This window comes from Saccharococcus sp. Marseille-Q5394, from assembly GCF_946901335.1.
Lineage (GTDB): Bacteria > Bacillota > Bacilli > Bacillales_A > Planococcaceae > Sporosarcina > Sporosarcina luteola_C.
Genome location: NZ_CAMPPQ010000001.1, coordinates 1320519 through 1341841, shown reverse-complemented (window position 1 = coordinate 1341841; position 21323 = coordinate 1320519). Strand labels below are relative to the sequence as shown.

Here is a 21323-nt window from a genome sequence, read left to right as displayed (position 1 = left end):
ATGGCAGAACTTAAACATTGTCCAACATGCGGCGACTTTTTCAATTACACAGGCATCCGGGAAGTATGCGCCAAATGCGCACGCGGCGAAGAAGAAATGTACGAGGAAGTGTATCGCTTCCTAAGAAGACGCGAAAACCGTGCAGCAACAATTGAACGAATCGTTGAAGTGACAGGTGTCACCGAAACGTTGCTCCATAAATGGGTACGTAAAGGAAGACTGCAACCGGCACTATTCCCGAACCTCGGCTATCCATGTGACAACTGCGGTAAACTGACGACAACAGGAAAACTATGCGTAGGTTGCACAGAGGAACTAAAAAGCGGACTCCGCCAATTTGAAGCCGCCCAAGAATTCAGGGAAGCTGTAGCTAAAAGCGAAAAGGGCACGTATTTGTCAGATCGAAAACGAGATGAATAAAGAATCAATCTCCTTAAGACCGTTACGAATAGATGATTATGAGGTCGTCCTCAACTGGAGCAAGGACGACCTCTTCTGTTCCGCAAATGGTTGGGAACTGAATCGAAACGAAGAAGAACTATACAAATGGTGGATTCATTGTCTAAACAACCAAGCCGAAGACTTCATTAGAATCGGAATCGAATTCAACGGGAAATTGATCGGCTATGCCGACCTGGCACATATAGAAGGGCACTCCGCTGAAATTGGCATCGCAATCGGTGAATCTTCGTTATGGGGAATAGGCATCGGCTATCATTCTACGTTGAGTTTAATGAACTACGCTTCCACAGAATTAGGCATCATCATCTTTAATGCAGAAACACATGAATCAAATAACCGCTCCCGAAAAATGCTTCATAAACTAGGATTTAAGGAAGTCAGCAGAATCGGCAATGAAGAATATATGGGTGAAGAGAGTCAGCTCATTCAATACAGAATGCCAATAAACGCATAAATACCTATAATCACGCATAAACAATTCCAGAAGCGCATAAACGGTAAAAAATACGCATATTCGTTTCCAGAAACACATAAATGCCTAAACTTACGCATAAATCCCTTCAAACGCGCATAAACGCAAAAATCCGGCATGTACTTGTCGGTTTTTTTCGCATTAATAGGGAATGATAAGCATGGAAAAAAGCACATTTCCTTTTTTCGTCCAAAAGGCCCTAAACGTTGTCACAAATCTGCCGAAATAAACTATAAGAGCAAATCGAAAGGAGCGAGTCAAATGAAAATCAATAAAATCAACATCCCGCCGGTCAATCCGTACCGGACGAATCAGCTGAAAGCCGAGCAAGCAAAGGAACAGGCTAAAATCAAAACGGATAAACTCGAAATCTCTTCCGAAGCGAAACAGCTTTCCGAAACATCACCAATTACAACAGAACGGAACGAGCGCGTGCAACAGTTGAAAGCCCAAATCGAATCAGGAAACTACAAAGTGGAGCCTGAACAACTCGCCTCCAACCTGATCAAGCACTTCAAAAAATAACATAAAGAAACAACAAAAGAGAAAGCAGGGGACCCTATGTCCATCGAAACAATCCTTTCCATACTCGACAACTTGGAAAAACTGCATAAGAGCCTGCTGCGCATCGCAAACGAAAAAACGGCGCTCATTAAAAGCGGCGACATCAACGGCATCGACCAGCTTATGAAAGACGAGCAGGCGCATCTTGCAGCCATCGTCCAAATGGATAACGATAGGCAAAAAGCGGTCATCGCCTACCTGAAGGGACAAGGACGTCCTGTGCCGATGAACCCTACAATCGCCAACCTGATCGAAGCAACACCCGAACCGGACAGCAAACAACTTGTGGAGGCGAAGGACCGTCTCCTGCATGCGATTCATGAATTGAAATGGCAAAACGATTTGAATCAGAAACTGACCTACCAATCCCTTCAATTCGTGAATCTTTCGCTGGACATGATCCGACCACGTCTGGAATCGGCCACCTACTCAAAAACTGAAATCACCGGCAGAAAGGAGTCGAAGGAATTACCGAACTTCGACTCGCAAGCCTAAGGAGGAACACTCACCATGCGCTCCACATTCATGGGACTCGAAACAAACAAACGCGGCATGTTCACACAACAATCCGCTCTCTATACAACAGGCCACAACATCAGCAACGCCAACACACTCGGCTATTCCCGCCAACGCGTCAACATGCAGGCAACAGCCGGCTTCCCAGGCGTCGGCCTCAACACACAAACAATGCCAGGCTTCCTCGGAACCGGCGTCGAAGCCGGCTCCATCCAACGGATCCGCGATGGATTTGTCGATCATCAGTTCAGACAGGAATCAAACAAGCTCGGTTATTGGGAATCAAGATCCAAGGCTATCGGTCAGATGGAAGACGTACTAGCAGAACCATCCGCATACGGCTTGCAGCAATCATTAAGCGAATTCTGGTCATCCCTTCAAACACTCGCAGCGAACCCTGAAAACGGAGGCGCACGCGCAGTCGTCGTTCAACGTGGGGAAGCGGTTGCGGATTCATTTAACTACATGCATAAATCCTTGACCGAAATCCAAACGAATCTTGGCAAGGAAATTGGTGTCTCGACAAAGGATATCAACTCCATGCTCGAGCAGATTGCAGATCTCAACCGCCAAATCTCAGAAGTCGAACCGAACGGCTATATGCCGAATGATTTATATGATGCGCGGGATATTTTGTTGGATGAACTTTCATCTTATATACCAATTGAGACATCCTACGAAAAATCAGGTGGACGTGCTTTAGCGATTGCTGAGGGTACGGTGACTGTTTCCTTGAAAATGAAAAATGGTCCAACAATTGAACTCGTGAAAGGTAAGGAGTTCGGAGAAATACAACCCGACCCTACAATACTTATAGATCCAACTACAAAAGGAAATGTAGCTATTACAGGCATGACAATTAGGAGTGCCAATGCAATAGCGGCAACTCCTTACGCACATTCGGCTTTCTTGGATTCCGGAAAATTAAAATCGCTCGTTGATTCATACGGTTATACCGATGGGAACGCAACAAAAGGTCTCTATCCAGATATGATCGCTGAGCTAAATAAAATGGCAGCAGCTTTCGCTAATGAAATGAATAAAGTTCATACTTCCGGTACAGACCTTCATGGCAATAAAGGCACTAATTTCTTCGACGCAAAAATACCTGGAGATCCATTTACAGCTGGGAATATTGTCGTTAACGAACAACTAAAGAAAGATCCGAATTTATTAGCGGCGTCAAACTCTCCAGTCGGCTCTGCTGAAGTTGGAAACGGTAAGAATGCAAAAAAACTTGCTGATCTCCAATTTAATGGATTAACAGAGTTAGGCGGTTCAACCATTCAAACCTATTACTCAGGAGTCATAGGGGAATTAGGTGTAAACGGCCAACAAGCCGAACGCCTTACGTTCAATACAACAACGCTATTAGGCGCTGTCTCACACCGAAGGGACTCCATCAGTTCAGTCTCGCTCGACGAAGAAATGACCGACATGATTAAATTCCAACAGGCTTACAATGCCTCCGCCCGGATGATTACAGTCGTCGACGAAACACTCGACAAAATCATCAATGGCATGGGTGTCGTCGGTCGATAAGAAGGGAGAACCAACTAAATGCGCGTAACACAATCAATGCTATCCAACAATATGCTCCGTAACTTATCGACGAGCTATAATAAAATGGGCAAACTGCAAGAACAACTCAGTTCCGGTAAAAAAGTAAATCGCCCATCAGATGATCCTGTCGTTGTAATGAAAGGTATGGGCTACCGTATGCAAGTCGACAAAGTCGCCACTTATCAAAAGAACCTCGGTGAAGTGAACAACTGGCTTGACAGCTCCGATGACGCTTTAGATGGCGTAGGACAAGTCTTGCACCGAGCAAAAGAGCTTGTAACGAATGCCGCGAATACAGGTGCAATGACACCTGAAGATCGTGAAAAGATTAAGATTGAACTTAAACAGCTTCAAGAACAAATACAAGATTTAGCGAACACAAAGGTCGGGGATAAATATATCTTCAGTGGAACGATGACTGACAAACCTTTGTATAATAAAGCTATAAATGCAAGTGGCGACGTTATTGGAATCGAAACCGGCCCTTCTTTTAAAAACAGGGTAGAAATCGAAGTGTTCGATGGAGTATCCTTAAAAGTGAATACCGATGCCGCAGAAATGTTCAAGAATATCGATGACTTGTTTAAAGAAATCGAAAATATCGGTGTTGATGGGAACGGATTCAGTGACGCCTTATCTAAAATCGACATCCATATGGATGCAGTCCTTACAGCTCGCGCAGACATCGGAGCCCGCTCCAACCGTGCTGAATTGATGAACAATCGTCTTGAAATGCAAGAAGGCGCAGCAAAAAAACAGCAATCCGAAAACGAAGACATTGACTACGAAAAAGTGATCACTGAAATGCTCACACATGAATCGATCCACCGTGCCGCTCTTTCAGTAGGCGCAAGAATCATTCAACCATCTCTAGTAGACTTTTTACGATAATCAATAATGAAGGCGTTTGGATACTCTCCAAACGCCTTTCCAAAAGGTGATGAAGCCAATGAACATCCCACAACTGCAAATCCAAACGACACGCGGCGTCGTTGGACTTCAAATCGACAAACCGATACAGGAAATCGAGCAACCAAGAGCTACACTCACGCAGGAACAGCCTGCTGCTATCCTGGAAATGTCTTCGACTCGATCGCAACTATCACTCGATACAACCGAAGTAAGAGCGGACATCGATTTGAAAAGCCCATTAAGGCGTTCGGCAGAAAACGCCCAATTCGGTATGCAACAACTCATGGAAGGTATCGACCGCCGAGCACAGGAAGGTCAACAACTCGTACAGATTGAAAATGGAGGCGGTGCAATTGCCGATATCGCCAAACAGAACGGGACACCGCCTCAAAAACAAATGGCCATGAAATTCGTCGGCGACCGGACAAAAATCCAAATGTCCTTCCAACCAGGCTCGCTTAGCATTAATGCAACACCCCAAAAAGCCATTAATAACGTCCAAATCAACAAACCGATCCACAATTATACTCAAGGCAAAGTGACCGGCGTCATGGAACAATTCCCTTCCATCCGGATTGATTGGAAACTATGAAGAACGTTAGCCAACACGTTCTTTTTTTATGCAAGAAAACTGTAACATGCTATGCTAATTAATAAAGAATCGTGCAATCAAAGGAGCGAAAGTATATGAACATTCAAACAAAATTCCACGGTGAAATCGAAATCCATTCAGACCAACTTTGGAATTTTCCAAAAGGCATTCCAGGATTTGAAGATGAAAAGGAATTTGTCCTACTTCCTATTGAAGGAAACGATATATTTCAAGTCTTGCAGTCTACCGATACACAGACCGTAGCCTTTATCGTCACAAATCCATATACGACAGTCGCAGACTATTCATTCGATATTGACGCACCGACAATAGAACTGCTCAACATCGAAAAACCGGAAGACGTATTCGTACTCGGCATTCTTACATTGAAACAACCGTTTGAATCATCGACCATCAACTTACAAGCACCGCTCATCTTCCAAATGAACAACAGGAAAGCAAAGCAAATGATCCTAAACGACAACCGCTTTACAACCCGCCACACGATCGGCCAACCGAAGGAGACAAAATAAAATGCTAGTCCTCTCTCGTAAAACGAATGAAACAATCAAAATCGGGGATGACATCGAAATCCGGATCCTCGAAGTGAAAGGCGACACAATCCGGATCGGCATAGAAGCCCCGAGGAGTGTTGACATCCTTCGCGGCGAACTAGTCCAATCCATTACCGAAACGAATACCGAGGCACTTACACTAGACGCTTCACTCTTTTCTCAACTAACAAAGAAAGAACAATAACACCTCAAAATGGATGCCTTGCAATACTCGAGGCATCCATTTTCTATTCCCTCCTCACGATTCCACAAAATAAACCAAAACCATACAAAAACTTTTAGAAAATGCTAAACACCTAGCCAACTTGTCCGATACTACTATTGTAAGCGGCAGTAACGAGTTCGGCCGGCTCTTACTCCGTGAGCAACAAACTATTTAGGGTCACAAGGACGTGAACCCATAAACACTCAAGGAGGAAATTACAATGAGAATTAACCACAACATCGCGGCACTCAACACACACCGCCAACTAGGTGCAAACAACACACAAGCATCTAAGAACCTAGAAAAACTATCTTCAGGTCTCAGAATCAACCGTGCAGGAGACGACGCAGCTGGTCTTGCTATCTCCGAAAAAATGCGCGGACAAATCCGTGGTTTAGATATGGCTTCTAAAAACTCACAAGATGCTATCTCTATGATTCAAACTGCTGAAGGTGCCTTGAATGAAACTCATGCAATTCTTCAACGCATGCGTGAATTGGCTGTTCAAGGAGCCAACGATACAAACGTTGGTCAGGATAGAAATGCTATTCAAGAAGAGTTAAATGAATTGAAGAATGAGATCGACCGAATTGGTAATACAACTGAGTTTAACAAACAAACCTTACTTAATGGTGGTTTGGGTGGAACTGTAGACCAAGACGCTAGCACTACTACAGTATTAGCAGTAGCGGGCGTCGCAAGTGCAACTACAAATGGAGCCGCAGCAGACACTTATACAATTAGTTCCGGAGCTAGTGGTGAACTAACAATGACAAATAGTGCTGGCACTAAAACCCAAACTATTACAAATGCAGCTGGAGCTCAAGAATTAAACTTCTCTGACTTCGGTATTACAATTAAAACTAATGCAGGATACGCTGCGGATGCTGCTGTTGGGAACGTTGTAGTTGATTCAGGTTCTGTTACATTCCAAATTGGTGCAAATGAAGATCAAAATCTAAGTTTAAATATCAGAAACATGAAAACTGATGGAGTATTAGACTTATCAGCACCAGGAAAAGTTGATGTTTCTTCACATGACGCGGCTAAAGCTTCAATTACTAACATTGAAAAAGCTTTAACTGAAGTTTCGACAGAGCGTTCTAAGTTAGGTGCATTCCAAAATCGCTTGGAGCACACAATTAACAACTTAAATACTTCTTCCGAAAACCTAACAGCTGCGGAATCACGTATCCGCGACGTGGATTATGTCTTAGCTGCTGCGTAAGCAGTGACAGACACAGTCGTCCTGACTGGTAACGGTCAGTGAGTACGATCGGGTGAATTGCTGGAAACCCCTGAAGCTTTCTTCCCCACAACGTAACTGGAAACGGTAAGCGTGACGGGCCGAAAAGAAGAGAGATTGGGCAATCAGCAGCCAAGCTCCTGTCTCGAAAGAGTGGAGAAGGTTCAACGACTAGGGTATACCATCTACAGCACTTGCCATGATGATGAAACCCATAGGAAACGCAAGACTGAGTACCTTGCCGATCCGAAGTGCCCGACCCCTACCGAGCAATCGAAGGGTGAAGATATAGTCTAGTCATTAGTGAAAGCTAATGTTCGCACGATGGCGAAAGAAATGATGGAGTTCACAAAGAACAACATCCTTACTCAAGCAGCACAAGCAATGTTGGCTCAAGCACAGCAATCCCCGCAAGGAGTCTTACAACTTCTACGGTAATGTTGTGAACGGGCGTCTAACTTGGTAACGAGTTAGATCATCACTGGGTGAATTGCTGGAACCTCCTGAGAGCTCTTCTGCCACAGCGGAACTGGAAACGGTAAACGCGATGGCTTGAAAAACGGAGAGATTGGACAATCAGCAGCGAAGCCCCTGTCGGGAAACCGTGGGGAACGTTCAACGACTAGGATAGACCGTCTAAGGCGAACGCTATGACGATGAAATCCGTAGGGTGTTACGAGTCGTAACATTCGAAGTGCCCAGCCCCTACAAGGTAACTTGAGGGTGAAGATATAGTCTATACCATGATTGAAAGACATGGAGGCGTAGCAAGCCAACCAACAACCACAAGGCGTACTTCAACTTCTACGTTAATCTGGTTAATAAAACGCGGTCCGGGATTTCCTGGCCGCGTTTTTTACATATAAGAATAGAAAATTACCCTACCTTAATTATGATGCGAGGAGTTAAGCAATATGGAAAAACCGGTATATGAAGAATACCTATATTTTGCCTACAAAAAGGCCAAGCACTTTGTAACCAGAGAAACTTCATTTGTAGATCATACTGATATCCTGCTTTTTGAACAAGCTTTAGATAAAAATATCGCGCGCTTATCTGAGCTATTAAGGAATCCCGATCAACTACAAGACGAGATTAAGATAATGAGAGGGTATCTTTACTTCTTCCCCAAGTCATTTGGTTCTAAAGGGGAACCAAGGGTACGTCCAAAGGTTTCTTTTCCATTCGAATATCAGGTTTTATGGGCTGGAGTTATTTTAATTATAGGGGAATGGTTTGATACGAATGAAAAAGTGAAAAATACTTATTCAATCTGTAGCCAGCATATCAGAGAAAAGTTCAGTTGGATGGTGCCATGGAGCTTTAATGGCAGAATCAAACGCTTAAGCGAGGATAATAGTGATACTTCTGACGAAGATTCCTTGCTTTCTAGTTATATTCAATATAACGATAAAAGGTTATATGAAAGTCACCAATTAGCACTAAACAAGTTTGATTTTTATCGGACGCAAATGATCCAAAAGATGTTAACTCGCCAGGTTGAGATTTACAGCGGCGATTTAGATATACAAGAATTTTTTCCAACGTTAAAAATAGAAAAGATCAAGGAAGCGCTATGTAATAGATTAGATGAGTTAAATAAAATTGAGAATTTTAGTAATGAATTTTTTAATGCAATGGAAATGAAAGAAATTATAAATTGTTTACTCAACCTAGAAATTATTTATCCTGACATTAATAATTTAGAAGATAAATATGCAAGTTTGTTAAGTACTTACTACAAGCAGCTTGTCGGGCATTCGGAAACCAATAAATTTGAGATTCAGGGATTAGTCTCATTTTTAAACAGTACTTTACCGTTGGATTTAATTGCTTCTAACTTCTTATCTAATTGCACGTTAAATCATTTTGTTGACAGGTATATTGAACGTAAGTTCGCTCAACAAACTAAAAAGGCCGAAGTCGCTATACTTCGATATACGGATGATTATTTAGTATTGTCTACTGATGAAGATATGGTAATTAACGTAATTGTCGAAATAAAACGAAGGCTAAGTAGGTTAGGTCTAAATACCTCTCGCCAAAAAACACTACCCACTAGCATGGAAGAGATTGTACTTCAGCTAGATGATCTTAATGAGAAAGATGAGATAGACAAAGAGTACCTGGGAAATTTGAGGGGCAAAATAAAGTCTGTTAACAATCTCAAAAAGATTAGAAAATCTGCAGGTAGTAAGGAGGAATTTATAGGTAAGCAACTGAAATTTTTAAAGGTAGATATAAACCCTGAAAAAATTACATTGAACTGTATGGGAACTAACCAAATTTCCAAAAATTTATCTACGACAGCAGATACAAAATTAAAAGGCTTAAGTGACCAAGAGTTGGAGCTTTTTATACAAGAAATGTTGTTTTATATGCAGGCAAGTAATGATACCGGAGAAGTAAAAGAAGAAACCATTAAGATATTTGCTGCATGGCGTTTGAACTCCTCATATCGTGAGAAATATTACCGCGTAGATTTAAAAGAAGAGGAATTTAATTATTTTCTTTGTGTTCTTGCCGAAGCTATTAAAAGTTATCCGTATAAAATGGGTTTCTACGATGTTTATCTTCTAACGGTATTTAGAATAATAGAAGAACAAGATAAGGGATATGATGTATTAAAAAATTTTTTAGTCGACTTGCGGGCGAACATGAAATCTGGTGATAAAGATGGTTCTATTTACTTTTCTGTAGTTAGAATGAGAGTTTTAAATATTTTCTCAGACAATTGGTACCGATTTAATCAACAACAGAGAAAGAGATTACGAAAGCTTATTGAAAGTGCTTTCCTTGTTTGGTACGCAAATCCCCAAATTACATGGACAGAACAATATACACTCTATTGGTCCCTAGCGGTTTTACGTATAAGGCTTCCTATATACCTTTGTGCGCATAACGGAACTAATTACCCAGTATCTCTAAAAAGACTAAATAGGGTTTATAAAAAGTATATATTCATTACGGATGAACTTTTTAATAGTACCAAGTCAACCGAATTGGATTTATACATAGCCATAGAATTATTTAGGAAAGGATTATATTGGAGTCAAAAGGACTTTGACTATGATTTTAATGATGTTGATATAGTGATTTACGGAACTTTGAAAAGTGACATTTTATCTGACAAGAGTTCAGATATTTATAACTGGCTTTCTTTTGCAAAAATATCTCATGAAAAGTTAGAAGTATCTTTATTGAATAAACTTAATAAAATTGAACTGGAGTTTCCTAACGGAACCATTGATTATGAAATTCACTTCGATGTTTTAGATTACTTGCAAACCAGTATTAAAAAATACTTTGAAGAGCCTAAAAAAAATAGTGGCATTTTTGAATGGATCCGTGTATCTGAGAAGAATAACGAAGAGAAAAAGAATGAGGAAAATCAAACATCATATTATAAAGATTATGTGCGAAATAGATTTCGTTCGTACTCTATCATAAGATCACATTATTCTATAACCGATGATCGTTTACCTAGTTTGCCTATATCCGAATTGATAGATGATAAAGAAGTGCCTGTTGCAGATTGGATATTTTACTGTGAAATGTTACCGTATGATTTAGAAACAATCCCTTCAAAACAGAATGTACTGCATCCACTTACTGAATATGAATTCGTTAAAATGTTGAAACAAATTGTGTTGTTAACTTCTAAAAGTGATTATAAAAGTTTAATAGACTTGGAAATTAAGCAAAGTCCTCTATTTTCTTTCAAGCTCACTCCAAAGTGCTGGAATAAATTCAGGCTAGAAGAAAAAGATGATTGTTTTAAATCAGAGGTAATGGGCAAACCCTCAACCTTAGATGCTATTGAATATGCAAAAGTTTTATTTTCTATGTTAACGAACCGCCCTACACATACGCATGTTACAAGAAACTTCTCTATGTATAAGTGGAATGATTTACAGAACTATTTCGAGATGACTTATTATCCTTCTACAAAAGTCGCGAGTCTTTTTGTGAACAACCTGAACATTCATCAAAATTTTTATCAAAGGATTTATAAGATGCCTTTAGAAGAGTTGCCTTATCGTGATGTTTACACTGCAAATAGAAATGAGAAAGATATAGGAAAATGGATAAGGACATATCTAAGGGATGAAAATAATTTAATTTCCAAGAAGTATAACCGAAAGCTGGAATTACTTGAAATCGATATAGACCAGTTAAGGAGTTGATAACTGTGAAAGAAATGAAGGAGAATATAAAAATAACAGTTGGACAGATAGGAAGCTTTGATTTAGGAACTGAGATATATGACAGCAAAAATGGGTTAAGTTATAAAAATCCTAAAGAGATGTGGCGGAAAATACGTAAGGCTCTCGAAGTTGCTAAACAAGATGGGGCAGACTTTTTAGTGCTTCCTGAAGTTTCTGTGCCGAGGAAATATTTGGATACCCACATACCTGAAATATGCAATGAACATAACTTAATGATCATAGGCGGTGTGGAATTTTATCATAAATACACAAGAAATGGGAAAAAGTTTATTCAGAATGAAGCTTTTATCGCTGTACCAGGTGCTGAAAAAAATTCAGGGGCAAAGGAAAGAGCGATGGTTTGGAGAATACCAAAATTATACCCGGCTTCAGTAGAAGAAAATTTTATTAAGGAAGAAGGGTACCACTTTTCTCCAAGTAATAAGCTTTACTTATTTAAAAGTGAGGAATATGGAAATTGGGCGGTTTTAATTTGTGTAGATTATTTAAACTTACCGATTCACCAAATCTTGCAAAAAAAAGTTCAAACTTTATTCATAGTAGCTTTTAATCAGGATTTAAATTATTACTATTCAATATCGGATTCTTTACACCGTATATTGTATTGCAATATCATCGTTTGCAATGTAGCTGACTACGGCGGATCACACGTCTATACGCCATTAAGAGAATCATATTTAAGGGAAGTTATGAAGCTGCACGGGAATAAAATAGAAACGGCAGTGACGGTAAAGCTCCCTTTAAAAATTATCAAAGAAATTCAAAACTCACCACGTGAAAAAAACTTTGAAGGCTATGCGAAAAAGCCCTCTGATTATGAATATATTCGATAGTAACTACTATCATGTAAAGTACAAATTAGAGTGATTAATTCTATTACTTATATTCATATTTGGTACAAATGCACCCAAACAATTATTCTTGGGACAAAAAATTAAGCGTGAGATGATGCATCTGGTCTAGCAATCTTCTGAAAATATGTGGCCAAATCTTTGACTGGATAACTTTTCTGGCTAAGCGTTCTAAATTAGGAATTATGCAAAATCGCCAAGAACACACAATCAACAACATTGGTTCATCTTCCGAAAAATTAACAGCTGAGGAACCACTTTGGCTTATGTCTAGCTGCTTCATAAGCAGTGACAGACAAGGTGTCAGACTGGTAACGGTAGACGCGGCAGCTTGAAAAACAAAGAAATCGGACAATTGAAGCGGAGCCCATGTCGGGAAACCGTGGGTACGTTCAACGACTAGGATAGACCGTCATAGGCAATTGCCATGACACGAGACGGACATCAAATAGTGGCGGTCTGGGCCTCTGGACCGCTTTTTATGAGTAATGTGATAAGTAGTGGATGGCTTAAAGAACACTACTTCATCCCATTCTTTTTTCATCCAATTCAGCGTCATCCTCGCTAGTATAATACGCTCAGTTTAGCCGTATTTTTAAGAAGAATAAATATTTCATTAGAAATATTAAAAAGCACCGTACTAAATACGTGTGCTTCATGTAGGTTAGATATTTGATCCATAACTTCGCAGCTAGCAAGCAACTTACTAGCATAAGCGAATAGAGTTTGGCACCTTACAAACATTGAATCTTTGCTACTTTGAAAATAGCCGTAATAATTCCCAATAGCTCCAACAGCATCAATTGAAGAAACAAGTGAAAAAGCTTATCCCTCCAAATAAATACATGTGAACGATTCCTAAACCTTGCAAATTAACAACCTTATTAGGATGTTCTTGTGAAGGATCAATAACTCACCTTATTATAACGATTTAGAATGTGTTTGGAGGTGCTTGTTAGATAACGAGTTACTTCGTTTTCTCCTACGAAATATCCGTCTTCTTCCGCAAGATGATGGAGTTGTCTTGCTTCTTCAAAATACGGCACATGAAGCCTCCTTATTATTTCTACAAGCTCCTCATTGTTTTCCTCAGTATCATATTGCACTTTTGATAGCAAAGATACTAGTCCGTCATGGCCCACATAATGGTCAAGGTGCATATCAGCAGTCAATTTATTCTCTTTGTATAATAGCCGGGCATTATACATACACCTTGAGTCATGATGGACAATTCGATATCCTTTATTTTTGCCTATTTCATCATCCGGCAGTATATCTCTATACCATTCTAACCATCCACTCTCGGCATTAGGAATAATTTCGCCACAAGCATCACAAATCCATTGTTTTATAGGCTCTAAGTCGTTTTTTATAAACTCCATTAGAACAATCACTCCCTTCTATCTCCACATTTCGACAGAGAGAGGGTAAACCCTTCTTATTCCCTGTAAATATTTATAAGATTTTTCAACTGATCCTGTTCCTTCTTTTGCATTCCTGCCCCTCCTGTCCTTTCTCTGTTTGGGATAATGAAAAAAGAACGCCGTTGTGGACGTTCTCATTCGAAATCGACTTTAAAACACGAGTCTTTGACTATTATGTCAGTAACATTTTGCATCAGCCTGTCCTTGTCAATAATCTTCAAAGACACTTCTTCATCTGCCTTTTCGCATCCTCGATTACTTCTAAATTTCTACCGCCATTCTGAAAAAACCATTTAAATTCTTCACCGCAATCCGGTTTATCGCATAATTGTTTTCCTTTGATAACTTGTCCGGATTTAAATTGCTCAAGTCTTGTGAACATAAATCTTCCTCCCATTCTTGTGATAATCTACAATACAAGAAAGAGAGAATTACCTTTGATGCTTACCTTAATAGGTGGTTGCCGAATACGTCCAGGATTTGAGGAAGGAAGAAGCATCTTCTTATTCAAGAACGATATATGTTTGATTATGCATTTTTGTTAAACTGAAATAATGTCCATACTAACCGATATAACCAATAGCACTGCAAATTTGGATTTGATGGAGGCAGCAATTTTGAAATTGATTATCGGGGAACAACATATTGAGTATAAAGTGAAACCGTTAGTAGAAGAAGTGATTGAACGGATTAATGAGAACGTGACGGAAGGGTATTATTTCAGTCATTTTATTGCTGATGGTACAGAAGTTTACGATGAGCATGAAGAGTATTTGGAGAGTAACTTGGACGAGATCAAGGTGCTTGAGGTCGTCATTAAGACAGAAAAGGAATTCATGAATGATGTCCTTCTGTCGGCAGAGGAGTATTTGCAGCGTGTAATCCCGGAAGTGAGCACACTTGCCAATGATTTTAACCGCGTTCCGACGAGCGATACATGGGACAGATTTGAAATGCTGTTAGGCGGGGTAGAGTGGCTGAATGATATGCTCAAAGTAGTTAGTAGTAGCAAGGAGCGCCCTTCCGACTGGGAAATGTATCAACAGATGACGTCCAACATGCAAGCCGAGCTTTCGAAGCTTGGGAAAGCGGTTGAAAAGAAGAAAACCAATCAAATTTCATCAATTATCAAAAATGGCCTGTTGCCGATTTTTGAAAAACTTGAAAGGGAATTTGGAACAACGATCGATTCGGAGTTTGTTCGTAGGAATTTGAATTAAATTGCTGTAACACTAAAGTGAAAATCTCTGAAGAGTTTACTCTTTAAGAAAATGTGAGTATGAAATTGACGTTTAGTCAATGACATACTCGTTTTTTATTATTCCAAGCTTTGTATATAGTAAAAGCACCCTCATGTAGGTACCCTACAAAAAAAGTAATCATCTTTGTTTATAATTGACATAGAAGTACGAGACCCTACTCGGTAGAATTCGATTATAGTTAGAATATTTGAAAGGGGTAATCAATTTGGATTTCACTATAAATGATGATGTTAAAGAAGTTCTTGCAGCAATAAACAAATTTATTGAAGCAGAAGTTGTCCCACTTCAAGAAAAGTATAAGCGCGAGTTGGAAAATGAACGTTATTTTTATAATGAGGATGGAACCTATTCCGCAAACGTCGTGGAAGCATTTAAACAGATTCGGATGAAGTCGGCCGAAGCTGGATTTTACAATATGTTTGGGGAACCTGAATTAGGCGGATCAGGTGACATTTTCGGTCCTGTTTCAATTGCCTTGATCTTTGAACATATGACAAAGAAGCACGGCATCGACCCTTTTTCTTATGAAATGTTCCCAAGGGGCTTATTCACAGGTGGATTAACACCTGTATTGCTTGGTCTACAAGAAGAGATCCGTGAAGAAGTGCTGAAAGAAATTTCTGGTGGAGAAACATTGCTCTGCTTTGGTCTAAGTGAGCCGGATGCTGGTTCAGATATTTGGAATATGCAAACTAAGGCTGTACAAGACGGGGACGAATGGGTGATCAATGGAACGAAGCAATGGATAACAAATGCCCATTACGCCAAATATGTGATGACTTTCGCGATTACAGATCCGGAACTAGCAAAGGCGAGAAAAGGTGGAATCAGTTGTTTTCTCGTTCCAATCGATGGCGTGACGGTTGTCCCGACATCGACGATTCCAGTGCTAGGTCATTTGGGATCTGCAACGGCAATCATTTCATTTGAAAATGCCCGTGTCCATCAGAAGTATATTATTGGAGATTTACATCAAGGGTTTGGGAAAGCGTTAAAAGGAGTGGATTTGGGACGTATCGTCATGGCGGCTTTATGTGTAGGTGTTGCACAATGGGCATTAAAAATTGCAGTCAATTATGCGAATGAACGTAAAACGTTCGGGGTGACGATCGGGAACCACCAAGCGATTCAAATGATGTTAGCTGATTGTGCGATGGATATTTACGCCGGGCGTAATATGCTGCTGAACTGCGCATGGAAAATGGAAAATCAATCTGAATTACCGCTGAAGGAAATATCAATGATCAAAGCATTCTGTACAGAAATGGCACAAAGGGTCATTGATAATTGCATGCAAATTTGCGGTGGGATGGGGTTGACGAACGAAATGAAACTTGAAAAAGCGTGGAGATGGGCAAGGATGATGCGTATTCCAGATGGGACAACCGAGATTCAAAAAAGAACAATTGCGAAAAAATTGTTGCAAGGCGATTTGCAATTTTGATTTGAAAAAGAAATGAAAGCGGTTACTTTCATAAGAAGAGGAGTGAGATAGATGAAAAAGGTTTTCGCTATTTTGGGCTTGGCGTTTCTATTAATCCTAGGTGCTTGCAGTAAAGTGGACAGTGGTTCAGAGAACAGTGACTCTAAAAAAGTATACGAGTTGAACGTCAGTAACATTCAGCCTTCCACGCATCACTACGTGTACAACGTTTATGAACCATGGACAGAATTTGTGGAAAAAGAAACTAATGGACGTGTGAAGGTAAATGTATATCACGGAGGGACTTTAGGAAAGCCGACTTCAGCTTTTGAAGATACCCGAGGTGGTATTGCCGATATAGGGTTGGTCATTTCAACATACTATTATGATAGTATTTTCTTCCCTTACACAATTGGAAACTTGCCGTTCGCTTTCCCGGATTCTCAGGTAGGCAGTGAAATCATGACGAAGTTCGGGGAAAAATACGCTGTCGATGCAATTGAAGAAGAAGTTCATTATTTGGGTGGAAGTTATGTAACCGATCCATATAATCTATTTTCCCAAAAACCAATTCGAAAAATTGAAGATATAAGAGGATTGAAAATGAGAGTTCAAGGTAAGTCGGATGTCCCGCTTGTAGAAGCGTGGGGCGGTGTTCCTGTATCGATTCCTTTGGATGAAACGTATGAAGCTTTGCAAAAGGGTACGTTGGATACCGCTTTCTATTCGACAATCGGCGTTTTGGGTCACAAATACTATGAGGTGGCACCAAATGTAATGAAATTGGGAACAACCGTTACGCCTGTTACGCCAATCATGAACAAAGAATACTATGAATCGCTGCCAGAAGACTTGCAAAAAATGTTTGATGAAGTGCTTGGACCGAAATTGGCTGAGTTGTTGAGTGAGACGCACAAAAAGGAATTGGACAAAGCGTATGTCGAACTGGATAAGCTAATTGAAGGCAAGGGAGAAATCATTGAATTGGCTCCTGAAGAAGAGGCGAAATTTAAAGCTTCCGCAAAGACGATTTGGGATGATTGGGTCGCAGATGCGAATGCGAAAGGTTATCCGGGAGATCAGATGATGGAGGACTTTAAAAAAATGATTCTTGAAGAAGGATTACAACTACCGTTCTAATTTTAGTGGAAAAGAATATGTCTTGGTTGTCAATCAAGACATATTTTTTACATATGGAGGTGAAATAAATGGGAATTGTGGAGAAGTGGATAGGGTTTCTAACGACAATTTCAAGATGGATTGCGATTTTCACAATGACGAGTATGGTGATTTTTACGACTTATGCAGTCATCAGCCGTAACTTGGGTGCTCCAGTCGTGGGAGATGTTGAATTCATGCAACTTGGCATGGTCGTGTTAATTATGTTCGCGCTCGCATACACGCAAAAAGAGAATGCCCATATTTCCATCGGATTGATTGTCGATCGGTTACCGCGAAAAGTTCAAGAATTTATAGATGTCATCAGCTATCTTTCCACGTTCATCATTTGTATCCTCATTGGATGGGTCAGCTTAAAGATTGGATTGAATTCAATGATCGGGAATGTGAAAACGACAGATTTGCTTGGCGTCCCACATTTTCCGTTTCGATTCATCATCGCATTAGGTTTTACGATGTGGGGGCTGGAAGCCCTGTTAAAGGTAGTCCGTTCCACTGTTATTTTCTTTGCTGGAAAGGAGGAGTAATGTGAACATCGAGCTAATCGGATTGATGGGCATTGTGTTAATGTTCATTCTCATGTTTTTGAGATTCCCGATTGCCATTGCGATGGCGATACCCGCTTTTCTTGGAATATGCTATTTAAAAGGCTGGAACACACTTACTACCGCTATTGAGACAATTATTTGGGATCATAGCTTCAGTTATACACTAACTACAATTCCTCTTTTTATATGGATGGGCGAATTGCTATTTGTGTCAGGCATTAGTAATGAATTGTTTAAAATGTTCCGCTTGTGGATGGGGCGTTTAAGAGGGGGACTCGGCTTAGCGACAATTGGTGCGTCAGCGATTTTTGCGGCTGCTTCCGGCTCTAGCTTGGCGACAACTGGAACAATGGGTGCGATTGCATCGAAGGAGATGGATCGATTCGGATATAAAGATTCGTTCTCCGCTGGGACAATTGTTGCTGGAGGAACGTTGGGGATTCTTATTCCACCGAGCACGGCATTTATCGTTTATGGCATGTTAACCGAGCAATCCATCGGAAAGCTTCTTATTGCAGGTATTATCCCGGGCATTATGTTAACCGGGTTATATATGTTAACAGTCTATATTTCAGCGAGGCTTGATCCGGACATTGCCCCTGTAACATCTGGCGGTGGATGGAAGGAAAGAATCCTTTCTCTCAAATCGACAATTTGGATCTTAATCTTATTTAGCGTCGTTATTGGCGGAATGTATATCGGTTTCTTCAGTCCGACGGAAGCAGCAGCAGTGGGTGCATTTGGAGCCATGCTTACAGCTTTACTGAATCGGAAATTGACGTTCAGGAATTTTATCGAGTCTGCCTCCAATACGTTAAAAACTACCGGTTTCTTGTTTGCCATCATGTTGGCAGCATTCATGTTAAATTATTTTCTTGCAATTACGAGAGTTCCGATGCTTATGGCGGATGCGATTGATTCACTTTCTATGCCGAACTTTGTCATATTTATGCTAATCATCGTTATGTATCTCATTCTTGGTGCTTTCATGGATTCTTTGGCGATGATCGTCATTACGATTCCAATTATTTTACCAATCATAAATGCAATGGATATGGATTTAATATGGTTTGGGGTGATTATTGTTTTGATCATTGAATTAGGGTTAATCACACCACCGGTAGGGATGAATTGTTATGTATTGAAAGGAGTTTCTAATTATTCACTTGAAACTATCTTCAAAGGTGCAGCCAGGTTTATTATTCCAATCATTGTAATGATTCTCATCTTGTACTTCTACCCTGAAATTGCATTGTTTCTACCATCCAAAATGTAATGAATCATATGGGAAGAAATGCTAGTTTCAGACAAATAGAAATAGAGAGTGGAAATGCATTCATTTCTTCACTCTCTATTTTTTTTCGTCAATCGTGTTTAACGAGCCGATGGATGATGATGGCGATTTGAAGGTTCAGACGGTTTTGTGTGTGCGCTAAATCGATTTCCAGTATTTCTTCAATCCGGTTTAACCGATAGCGCAGAGTGTTGTAGTGTATATGTAGCTTTTCAGCTGACACTTGAATAGCTGATTCGTTATCCAGAAACACCTCTAATGTTTTCAGTAACTCAGATTTGTTTTGATTCTCATATTTAATGATTTTTCCGAGGTATCGATCCATAAATTCTTTCATGTACTCCGTATTTTCCGTATTGAATAACAACCCAATGATTCCAAGTTCCTTGAAATGTACAATGGGTGTTTTGAATTGAAATGAATGGGCGAATTCAGCAGCTTTTTTCGCCTCGTTGAATCCTTTTAGATAGTCTTTTACTTGTACTATGGCGTTGCTAATCCCGATGCGGAATTGTAGGTCAGGATGCTTGTCCTCTACGTAGTTGAGCGCGAATTTTGCTACGGTCCGGATATTTTTTTCAGGTGTGACGAGGATGATTTTTTGACCTTGAATCATGCTAAGTGGCAATAGTTCCTTATCAATCAGGTAACTGAACTTTTCCAGCACCCGATTCAGCGATGCCGTATGGTCCTCTTCACCTTCTATTGGGCTCATTACAAGAATGGCGTACGTCTTTTCAAATGAGATGTTTAAATAACGCGCTCTTCGAATGAGATTTTCCTCTGTTTCCAGCCCTGATATCAAATCATGCAAATAGTCTTGGCGCAATCGATTTTCAACTTCAATGCTCGTTTTCTCTTGGTTGATTTGCAGTGCAAGGACGTTTTTGGCTTGCTCGATTGCAACGACACTCAACCGATCAAATGCATTCATTCTTTTAGGAACGATTACATATGCAACAGTCCGATTATGCAGGGTAATCGTGAAAACGGAGAAGGTTTGATTCTTATGGATTACTTCAAAAGAAGTTTGATGATTATACTCGGATTGAAGGACACATTTATACAACTCCGCGTGATTGAAATGGTCAATGTTGTAAGTCGCATTTCGCGGCGCTGCTTCGTAAATGCAATTGCCAAATTCATCGAGCAATAAAATCGGTTCTTCAATGAAATTGGCCACTTTTTGTAAAATCCCTTCGTTTCCGCCCTTATTGAGTGCTTCTTCAAAGAGTTCGTCGTGCAGTTCACTTACCCGGACTTCATTTGAATACAGTTTTGCATTTGAAATGGACAGTGCTGTTTGGTAACAAAAGTTTTTGAGCATTTGCAGTAAAGGCAGCTTGGAATGATACAAAACGGTTCGAGCTAAAAAGATGATGCCAATCCGTTCGCCATGAGCAACCAATGGGGAACAGATAAGGGAAACGATGTTTTTTTCCTTCAGGTTTTGAAGAAGTGGGCTTTCCAAAGATGTATGCTCGGAAATATCCGCCAAGATGAACGGTTCCTGATTGTTCGATAATTGCATTTGAAACGGTGAATGTAGAGATTCCTCGAAAAACAACAGATCGGATTTCCCGATACCGGCAACTGCTTCGATACGCATGCAAGCTTTCTCATGATTTATCATTCCGACGAGGACAGAGTGTGCTTTGGAAACATCCAATAGATGCGTAGCACTTAAATTCAGAATATCGGTCAGCGGGGCTAGAGAAGCGACTTCCAAGTTGATTTGATGCAGGATTTCGAATGTACTGGTAGAGAATTTCAAGAAATCCGCTTTCTGCTTTAAAGTTTGAAGTGCATAAAAGTGTGATTGTAATTTTTCATCTCTGTAATCCTCATGAAGTCTCGCTTTTAATGCATCCCATTTTATCTCATCGTAATGGTTGCTTTGGATGAGTGGAATCAGTTCACCAATAAAGTCACTGTAAGTGAGTTCGCTTTGGATCATCGGAAGGCTCCTTTCAATTCTCTCATTTTTAAATCTATTAATTAGTATG

At 40.2% G+C, this 21323-nt stretch carries 22 protein-coding genes; 19 read left to right on the top strand and 3 right to left on the bottom strand.

Going from position 1 to position 21323, the window contains the following annotated elements; genetic code table 11:
- The 14 genes from OC538_RS06675 (at window position 1) to OC538_RS17955 (ending at window position 12522) form a co-directional block, all read left to right on the top strand.
- Window positions 1-420 carry a TIGR03826 family flagellar region protein gene (locus tag OC538_RS06675; RefSeq protein ID WP_262173801.1) on the top strand — a complete coding sequence of 140 codons (420 nt, stop codon included), beginning with the start codon at window positions 1-3 and terminating at the stop codon, window positions 418-420.
- Window positions 413-916 (top strand): GNAT family N-acetyltransferase, encoded by a 504-nt coding sequence (locus tag OC538_RS06670; protein WP_262173800.1) that lies wholly within the window; start codon window positions 413-415, stop codon window positions 914-916. The genes OC538_RS06675 and OC538_RS06670 overlap by 8 nt, the downstream gene beginning before the upstream one ends.
- Before the next feature lie 279 nt (window positions 917-1195).
- Window positions 1196-1459 (top strand): flagellar biosynthesis anti-sigma factor FlgM, encoded by a 264-nt coding sequence (flgM, locus tag OC538_RS06665; protein WP_262173799.1) that lies wholly within the window; start codon window positions 1196-1198, stop codon window positions 1457-1459.
- A gap of 36 nt (window positions 1460-1495) precedes the next feature.
- A complete protein-coding gene (locus OC538_RS06660; protein WP_262173796.1) occupies window positions 1496-1993 on the top strand; it encodes a flagellar protein FlgN in 498 nt (165 codons plus the stop codon).
- Between the two features lie 15 nt (window positions 1994-2008).
- Complete coding sequence (gene flgK / locus OC538_RS06655) at window positions 2009-3556, top strand: flagellar hook-associated protein FlgK (protein ID WP_262173795.1); 1548 nt, start codon at window positions 2009-2011, stop codon at window positions 3554-3556.
- Between the two features lie 18 nt (window positions 3557-3574).
- The gene (gene flgL / locus OC538_RS06650; protein ID WP_262173794.1) at window positions 3575-4468 is read left to right on the top strand and encodes a flagellar hook-associated protein FlgL; all 894 of its coding nucleotides are present in this window, start codon (window positions 3575-3577) and stop codon (window positions 4466-4468) included.
- A 58-nt stretch (window positions 4469-4526) separates the two neighbouring features.
- The gene (locus OC538_RS06645) at window positions 4527-5081 is read left to right on the top strand and encodes a DUF6470 family protein (RefSeq protein ID WP_262173793.1); all 555 of its coding nucleotides are present in this window, start codon (window positions 4527-4529) and stop codon (window positions 5079-5081) included.
- Window positions 5082-5176: 95 nt separating this feature from the next.
- Window positions 5177-5614 carry a flagellar assembly protein FliW gene (gene fliW, locus OC538_RS06640; protein WP_262173792.1) on the top strand — a complete coding sequence of 146 codons (438 nt, stop codon included), beginning with the start codon at window positions 5177-5179 and terminating at the stop codon, window positions 5612-5614.
- A gap of 1 nt (window position 5615) precedes the next feature.
- Window positions 5616-5840 carry a carbon storage regulator CsrA gene (gene csrA, locus OC538_RS06635; RefSeq protein WP_262173791.1) on the top strand — a complete coding sequence of 75 codons (225 nt, stop codon included), beginning with the start codon at window positions 5616-5618 and terminating at the stop codon, window positions 5838-5840.
- Window positions 5841-6081: 241 nt separating this feature from the next.
- Complete coding sequence (locus tag OC538_RS06630; protein ID WP_316044279.1) at window positions 6082-7089, top strand: flagellin; 1008 nt, start codon at window positions 6082-6084, stop codon at window positions 7087-7089.
- A gap of 342 nt (window positions 7090-7431) precedes the next feature.
- Window positions 7432-7545: a flagellin gene (locus tag OC538_RS06625; protein WP_373866398.1), complete on the top strand. Its 114-nt coding sequence runs from the start codon at window positions 7432-7434 to the stop codon at window positions 7543-7545.
- A 476-nt stretch (window positions 7546-8021) separates the two neighbouring features.
- Window positions 8022-11294, top strand: a complete 3273-nt coding sequence (locus OC538_RS06620; RefSeq protein WP_262173790.1) for a hypothetical protein — start codon at window positions 8022-8024, stop codon at window positions 11292-11294.
- A gap of 5 nt (window positions 11295-11299) precedes the next feature.
- Window positions 11300-12169 (top strand): hypothetical protein, encoded by an 870-nt coding sequence (locus OC538_RS06615; RefSeq protein WP_262173789.1) that lies wholly within the window; start codon window positions 11300-11302, stop codon window positions 12167-12169.
- A gap of 119 nt (window positions 12170-12288) precedes the next feature.
- Window positions 12289-12522: a flagellin gene (locus OC538_RS17955; RefSeq protein WP_410055865.1), complete on the top strand. Its 234-nt coding sequence runs from the start codon at window positions 12289-12291 to the stop codon at window positions 12520-12522.
- Between the two features lie 570 nt (window positions 12523-13092).
- On the opposite strand, the gene OC538_RS06605 is transcribed toward OC538_RS17955, so the two are convergent.
- Both OC538_RS06605 and OC538_RS06600 read right to left on the bottom strand, forming a co-directional pair.
- Window positions 13093-13569 (bottom strand): hypothetical protein, encoded by a 477-nt coding sequence (locus tag OC538_RS06605; protein ID WP_262173788.1) that lies wholly within the window; start codon window positions 13567-13569, stop codon window positions 13093-13095.
- A gap of 259 nt (window positions 13570-13828) precedes the next feature.
- Window positions 13829-13993 (bottom strand): hypothetical protein, encoded by a 165-nt coding sequence (locus tag OC538_RS06600; RefSeq protein ID WP_262173787.1) that lies wholly within the window; start codon window positions 13991-13993, stop codon window positions 13829-13831.
- Window positions 13994-14228: 235 nt separating this feature from the next.
- Between OC538_RS06600 and OC538_RS06595 the strand changes: the two genes are divergently transcribed.
- The 5 genes from OC538_RS06595 (at window position 14229) to OC538_RS06575 (ending at window position 19299) form a co-directional block, all read left to right on the top strand.
- A complete protein-coding gene (locus tag OC538_RS06595) occupies window positions 14229-14831 on the top strand; it encodes a hypothetical protein (RefSeq protein WP_262173786.1) in 603 nt (200 codons plus the stop codon).
- 247 nt (window positions 14832-15078) lie between these two features.
- Window positions 15079-16317, top strand: coding sequence for an acyl-CoA dehydrogenase family protein (locus tag OC538_RS06590; protein ID WP_262173785.1), 1239 nt, complete (start codon window positions 15079-15081; stop codon window positions 16315-16317).
- A 51-nt stretch (window positions 16318-16368) separates the two neighbouring features.
- Complete coding sequence (locus OC538_RS06585; RefSeq protein ID WP_262173783.1) at window positions 16369-17436, top strand: TRAP transporter substrate-binding protein; 1068 nt, start codon at window positions 16369-16371, stop codon at window positions 17434-17436.
- A gap of 68 nt (window positions 17437-17504) precedes the next feature.
- Complete coding sequence (locus OC538_RS06580) at window positions 17505-18002, top strand: TRAP transporter small permease (RefSeq protein ID WP_262173781.1); 498 nt, start codon at window positions 17505-17507, stop codon at window positions 18000-18002.
- Between the two features lies 1 nt (window position 18003).
- Window positions 18004-19299: a TRAP transporter large permease gene (locus OC538_RS06575; protein WP_262173779.1), complete on the top strand. Its 1296-nt coding sequence runs from the start codon at window positions 18004-18006 to the stop codon at window positions 19297-19299.
- A gap of 88 nt (window positions 19300-19387) precedes the next feature.
- Here OC538_RS06575 and OC538_RS06570 read toward each other — a convergent pair whose 3' ends face one another.
- Complete coding sequence (locus OC538_RS06570; RefSeq protein WP_262173778.1) at window positions 19388-21274, bottom strand: helix-turn-helix domain-containing protein; 1887 nt, start codon at window positions 21272-21274, stop codon at window positions 19388-19390.
- Window positions 21275-21323 lie beyond the last annotated feature (49 nt).

Bases quoted from the DNA above. Each gene is read 5' to 3' on its own strand.
- OC538_RS06675 (WP_262173801.1), top strand. From the start codon at position 1: ATGGCAGAACTTAAACATTGTCCAACATGCGGCGACTTTTTCAATTAC.
- OC538_RS06670 (WP_262173800.1), top strand. From the start codon at position 413: ATGAATAAAGAATCAATCTCCTTAAGACCGTTACGAATAGATGATTAT.
- flgM (WP_262173799.1), top strand. From the start codon at position 1,196: ATGAAAATCAATAAAATCAACATCCCGCCGGTCAATCCGTACCGGACG.
- OC538_RS06660 (WP_262173796.1), top strand. From the start codon at position 1,496: ATGTCCATCGAAACAATCCTTTCCATACTCGACAACTTGGAAAAACTG.
- flgK (WP_262173795.1), top strand. From the start codon at position 2,009: ATGCGCTCCACATTCATGGGACTCGAAACAAACAAACGCGGCATGTTC.
- flgL (WP_262173794.1), top strand. From the start codon at position 3,575: ATGCGCGTAACACAATCAATGCTATCCAACAATATGCTCCGTAACTTA.
- OC538_RS06645 (WP_262173793.1), top strand. From the start codon at position 4,527: ATGAACATCCCACAACTGCAAATCCAAACGACACGCGGCGTCGTTGGA.
- fliW (WP_262173792.1), top strand. From the start codon at position 5,177: ATGAACATTCAAACAAAATTCCACGGTGAAATCGAAATCCATTCAGAC.
- csrA (WP_262173791.1), top strand. From the start codon at position 5,616: ATGCTAGTCCTCTCTCGTAAAACGAATGAAACAATCAAAATCGGGGAT.
- OC538_RS06630 (WP_316044279.1), top strand. From the start codon at position 6,082: ATGAGAATTAACCACAACATCGCGGCACTCAACACACACCGCCAACTA.
- OC538_RS06625 (WP_373866398.1), top strand. From the start codon at position 7,432: ATGGCGAAAGAAATGATGGAGTTCACAAAGAACAACATCCTTACTCAA.
- OC538_RS06620 (WP_262173790.1), top strand. From the start codon at position 8,022: ATGGAAAAACCGGTATATGAAGAATACCTATATTTTGCCTACAAAAAG.
- OC538_RS06605 (WP_262173788.1), bottom strand. From the start codon at position 13,569: ATGGAGTTTATAAAAAACGACTTAGAGCCTATAAAACAATGGATTTGT.
- OC538_RS06600 (WP_262173787.1), bottom strand. From the start codon at position 13,993: ATGTTCACAAGACTTGAGCAATTTAAATCCGGACAAGTTATCAAAGGA.
- OC538_RS06585 (WP_262173783.1), top strand. From the start codon at position 16,369: ATGAAAAAGGTTTTCGCTATTTTGGGCTTGGCGTTTCTATTAATCCTA.
- OC538_RS06580 (WP_262173781.1), top strand. From the start codon at position 17,505: ATGGGAATTGTGGAGAAGTGGATAGGGTTTCTAACGACAATTTCAAGA.
- OC538_RS06570 (WP_262173778.1), bottom strand. From the start codon at position 21,274: ATGATCCAAAGCGAACTCACTTACAGTGACTTTATTGGTGAACTGATT.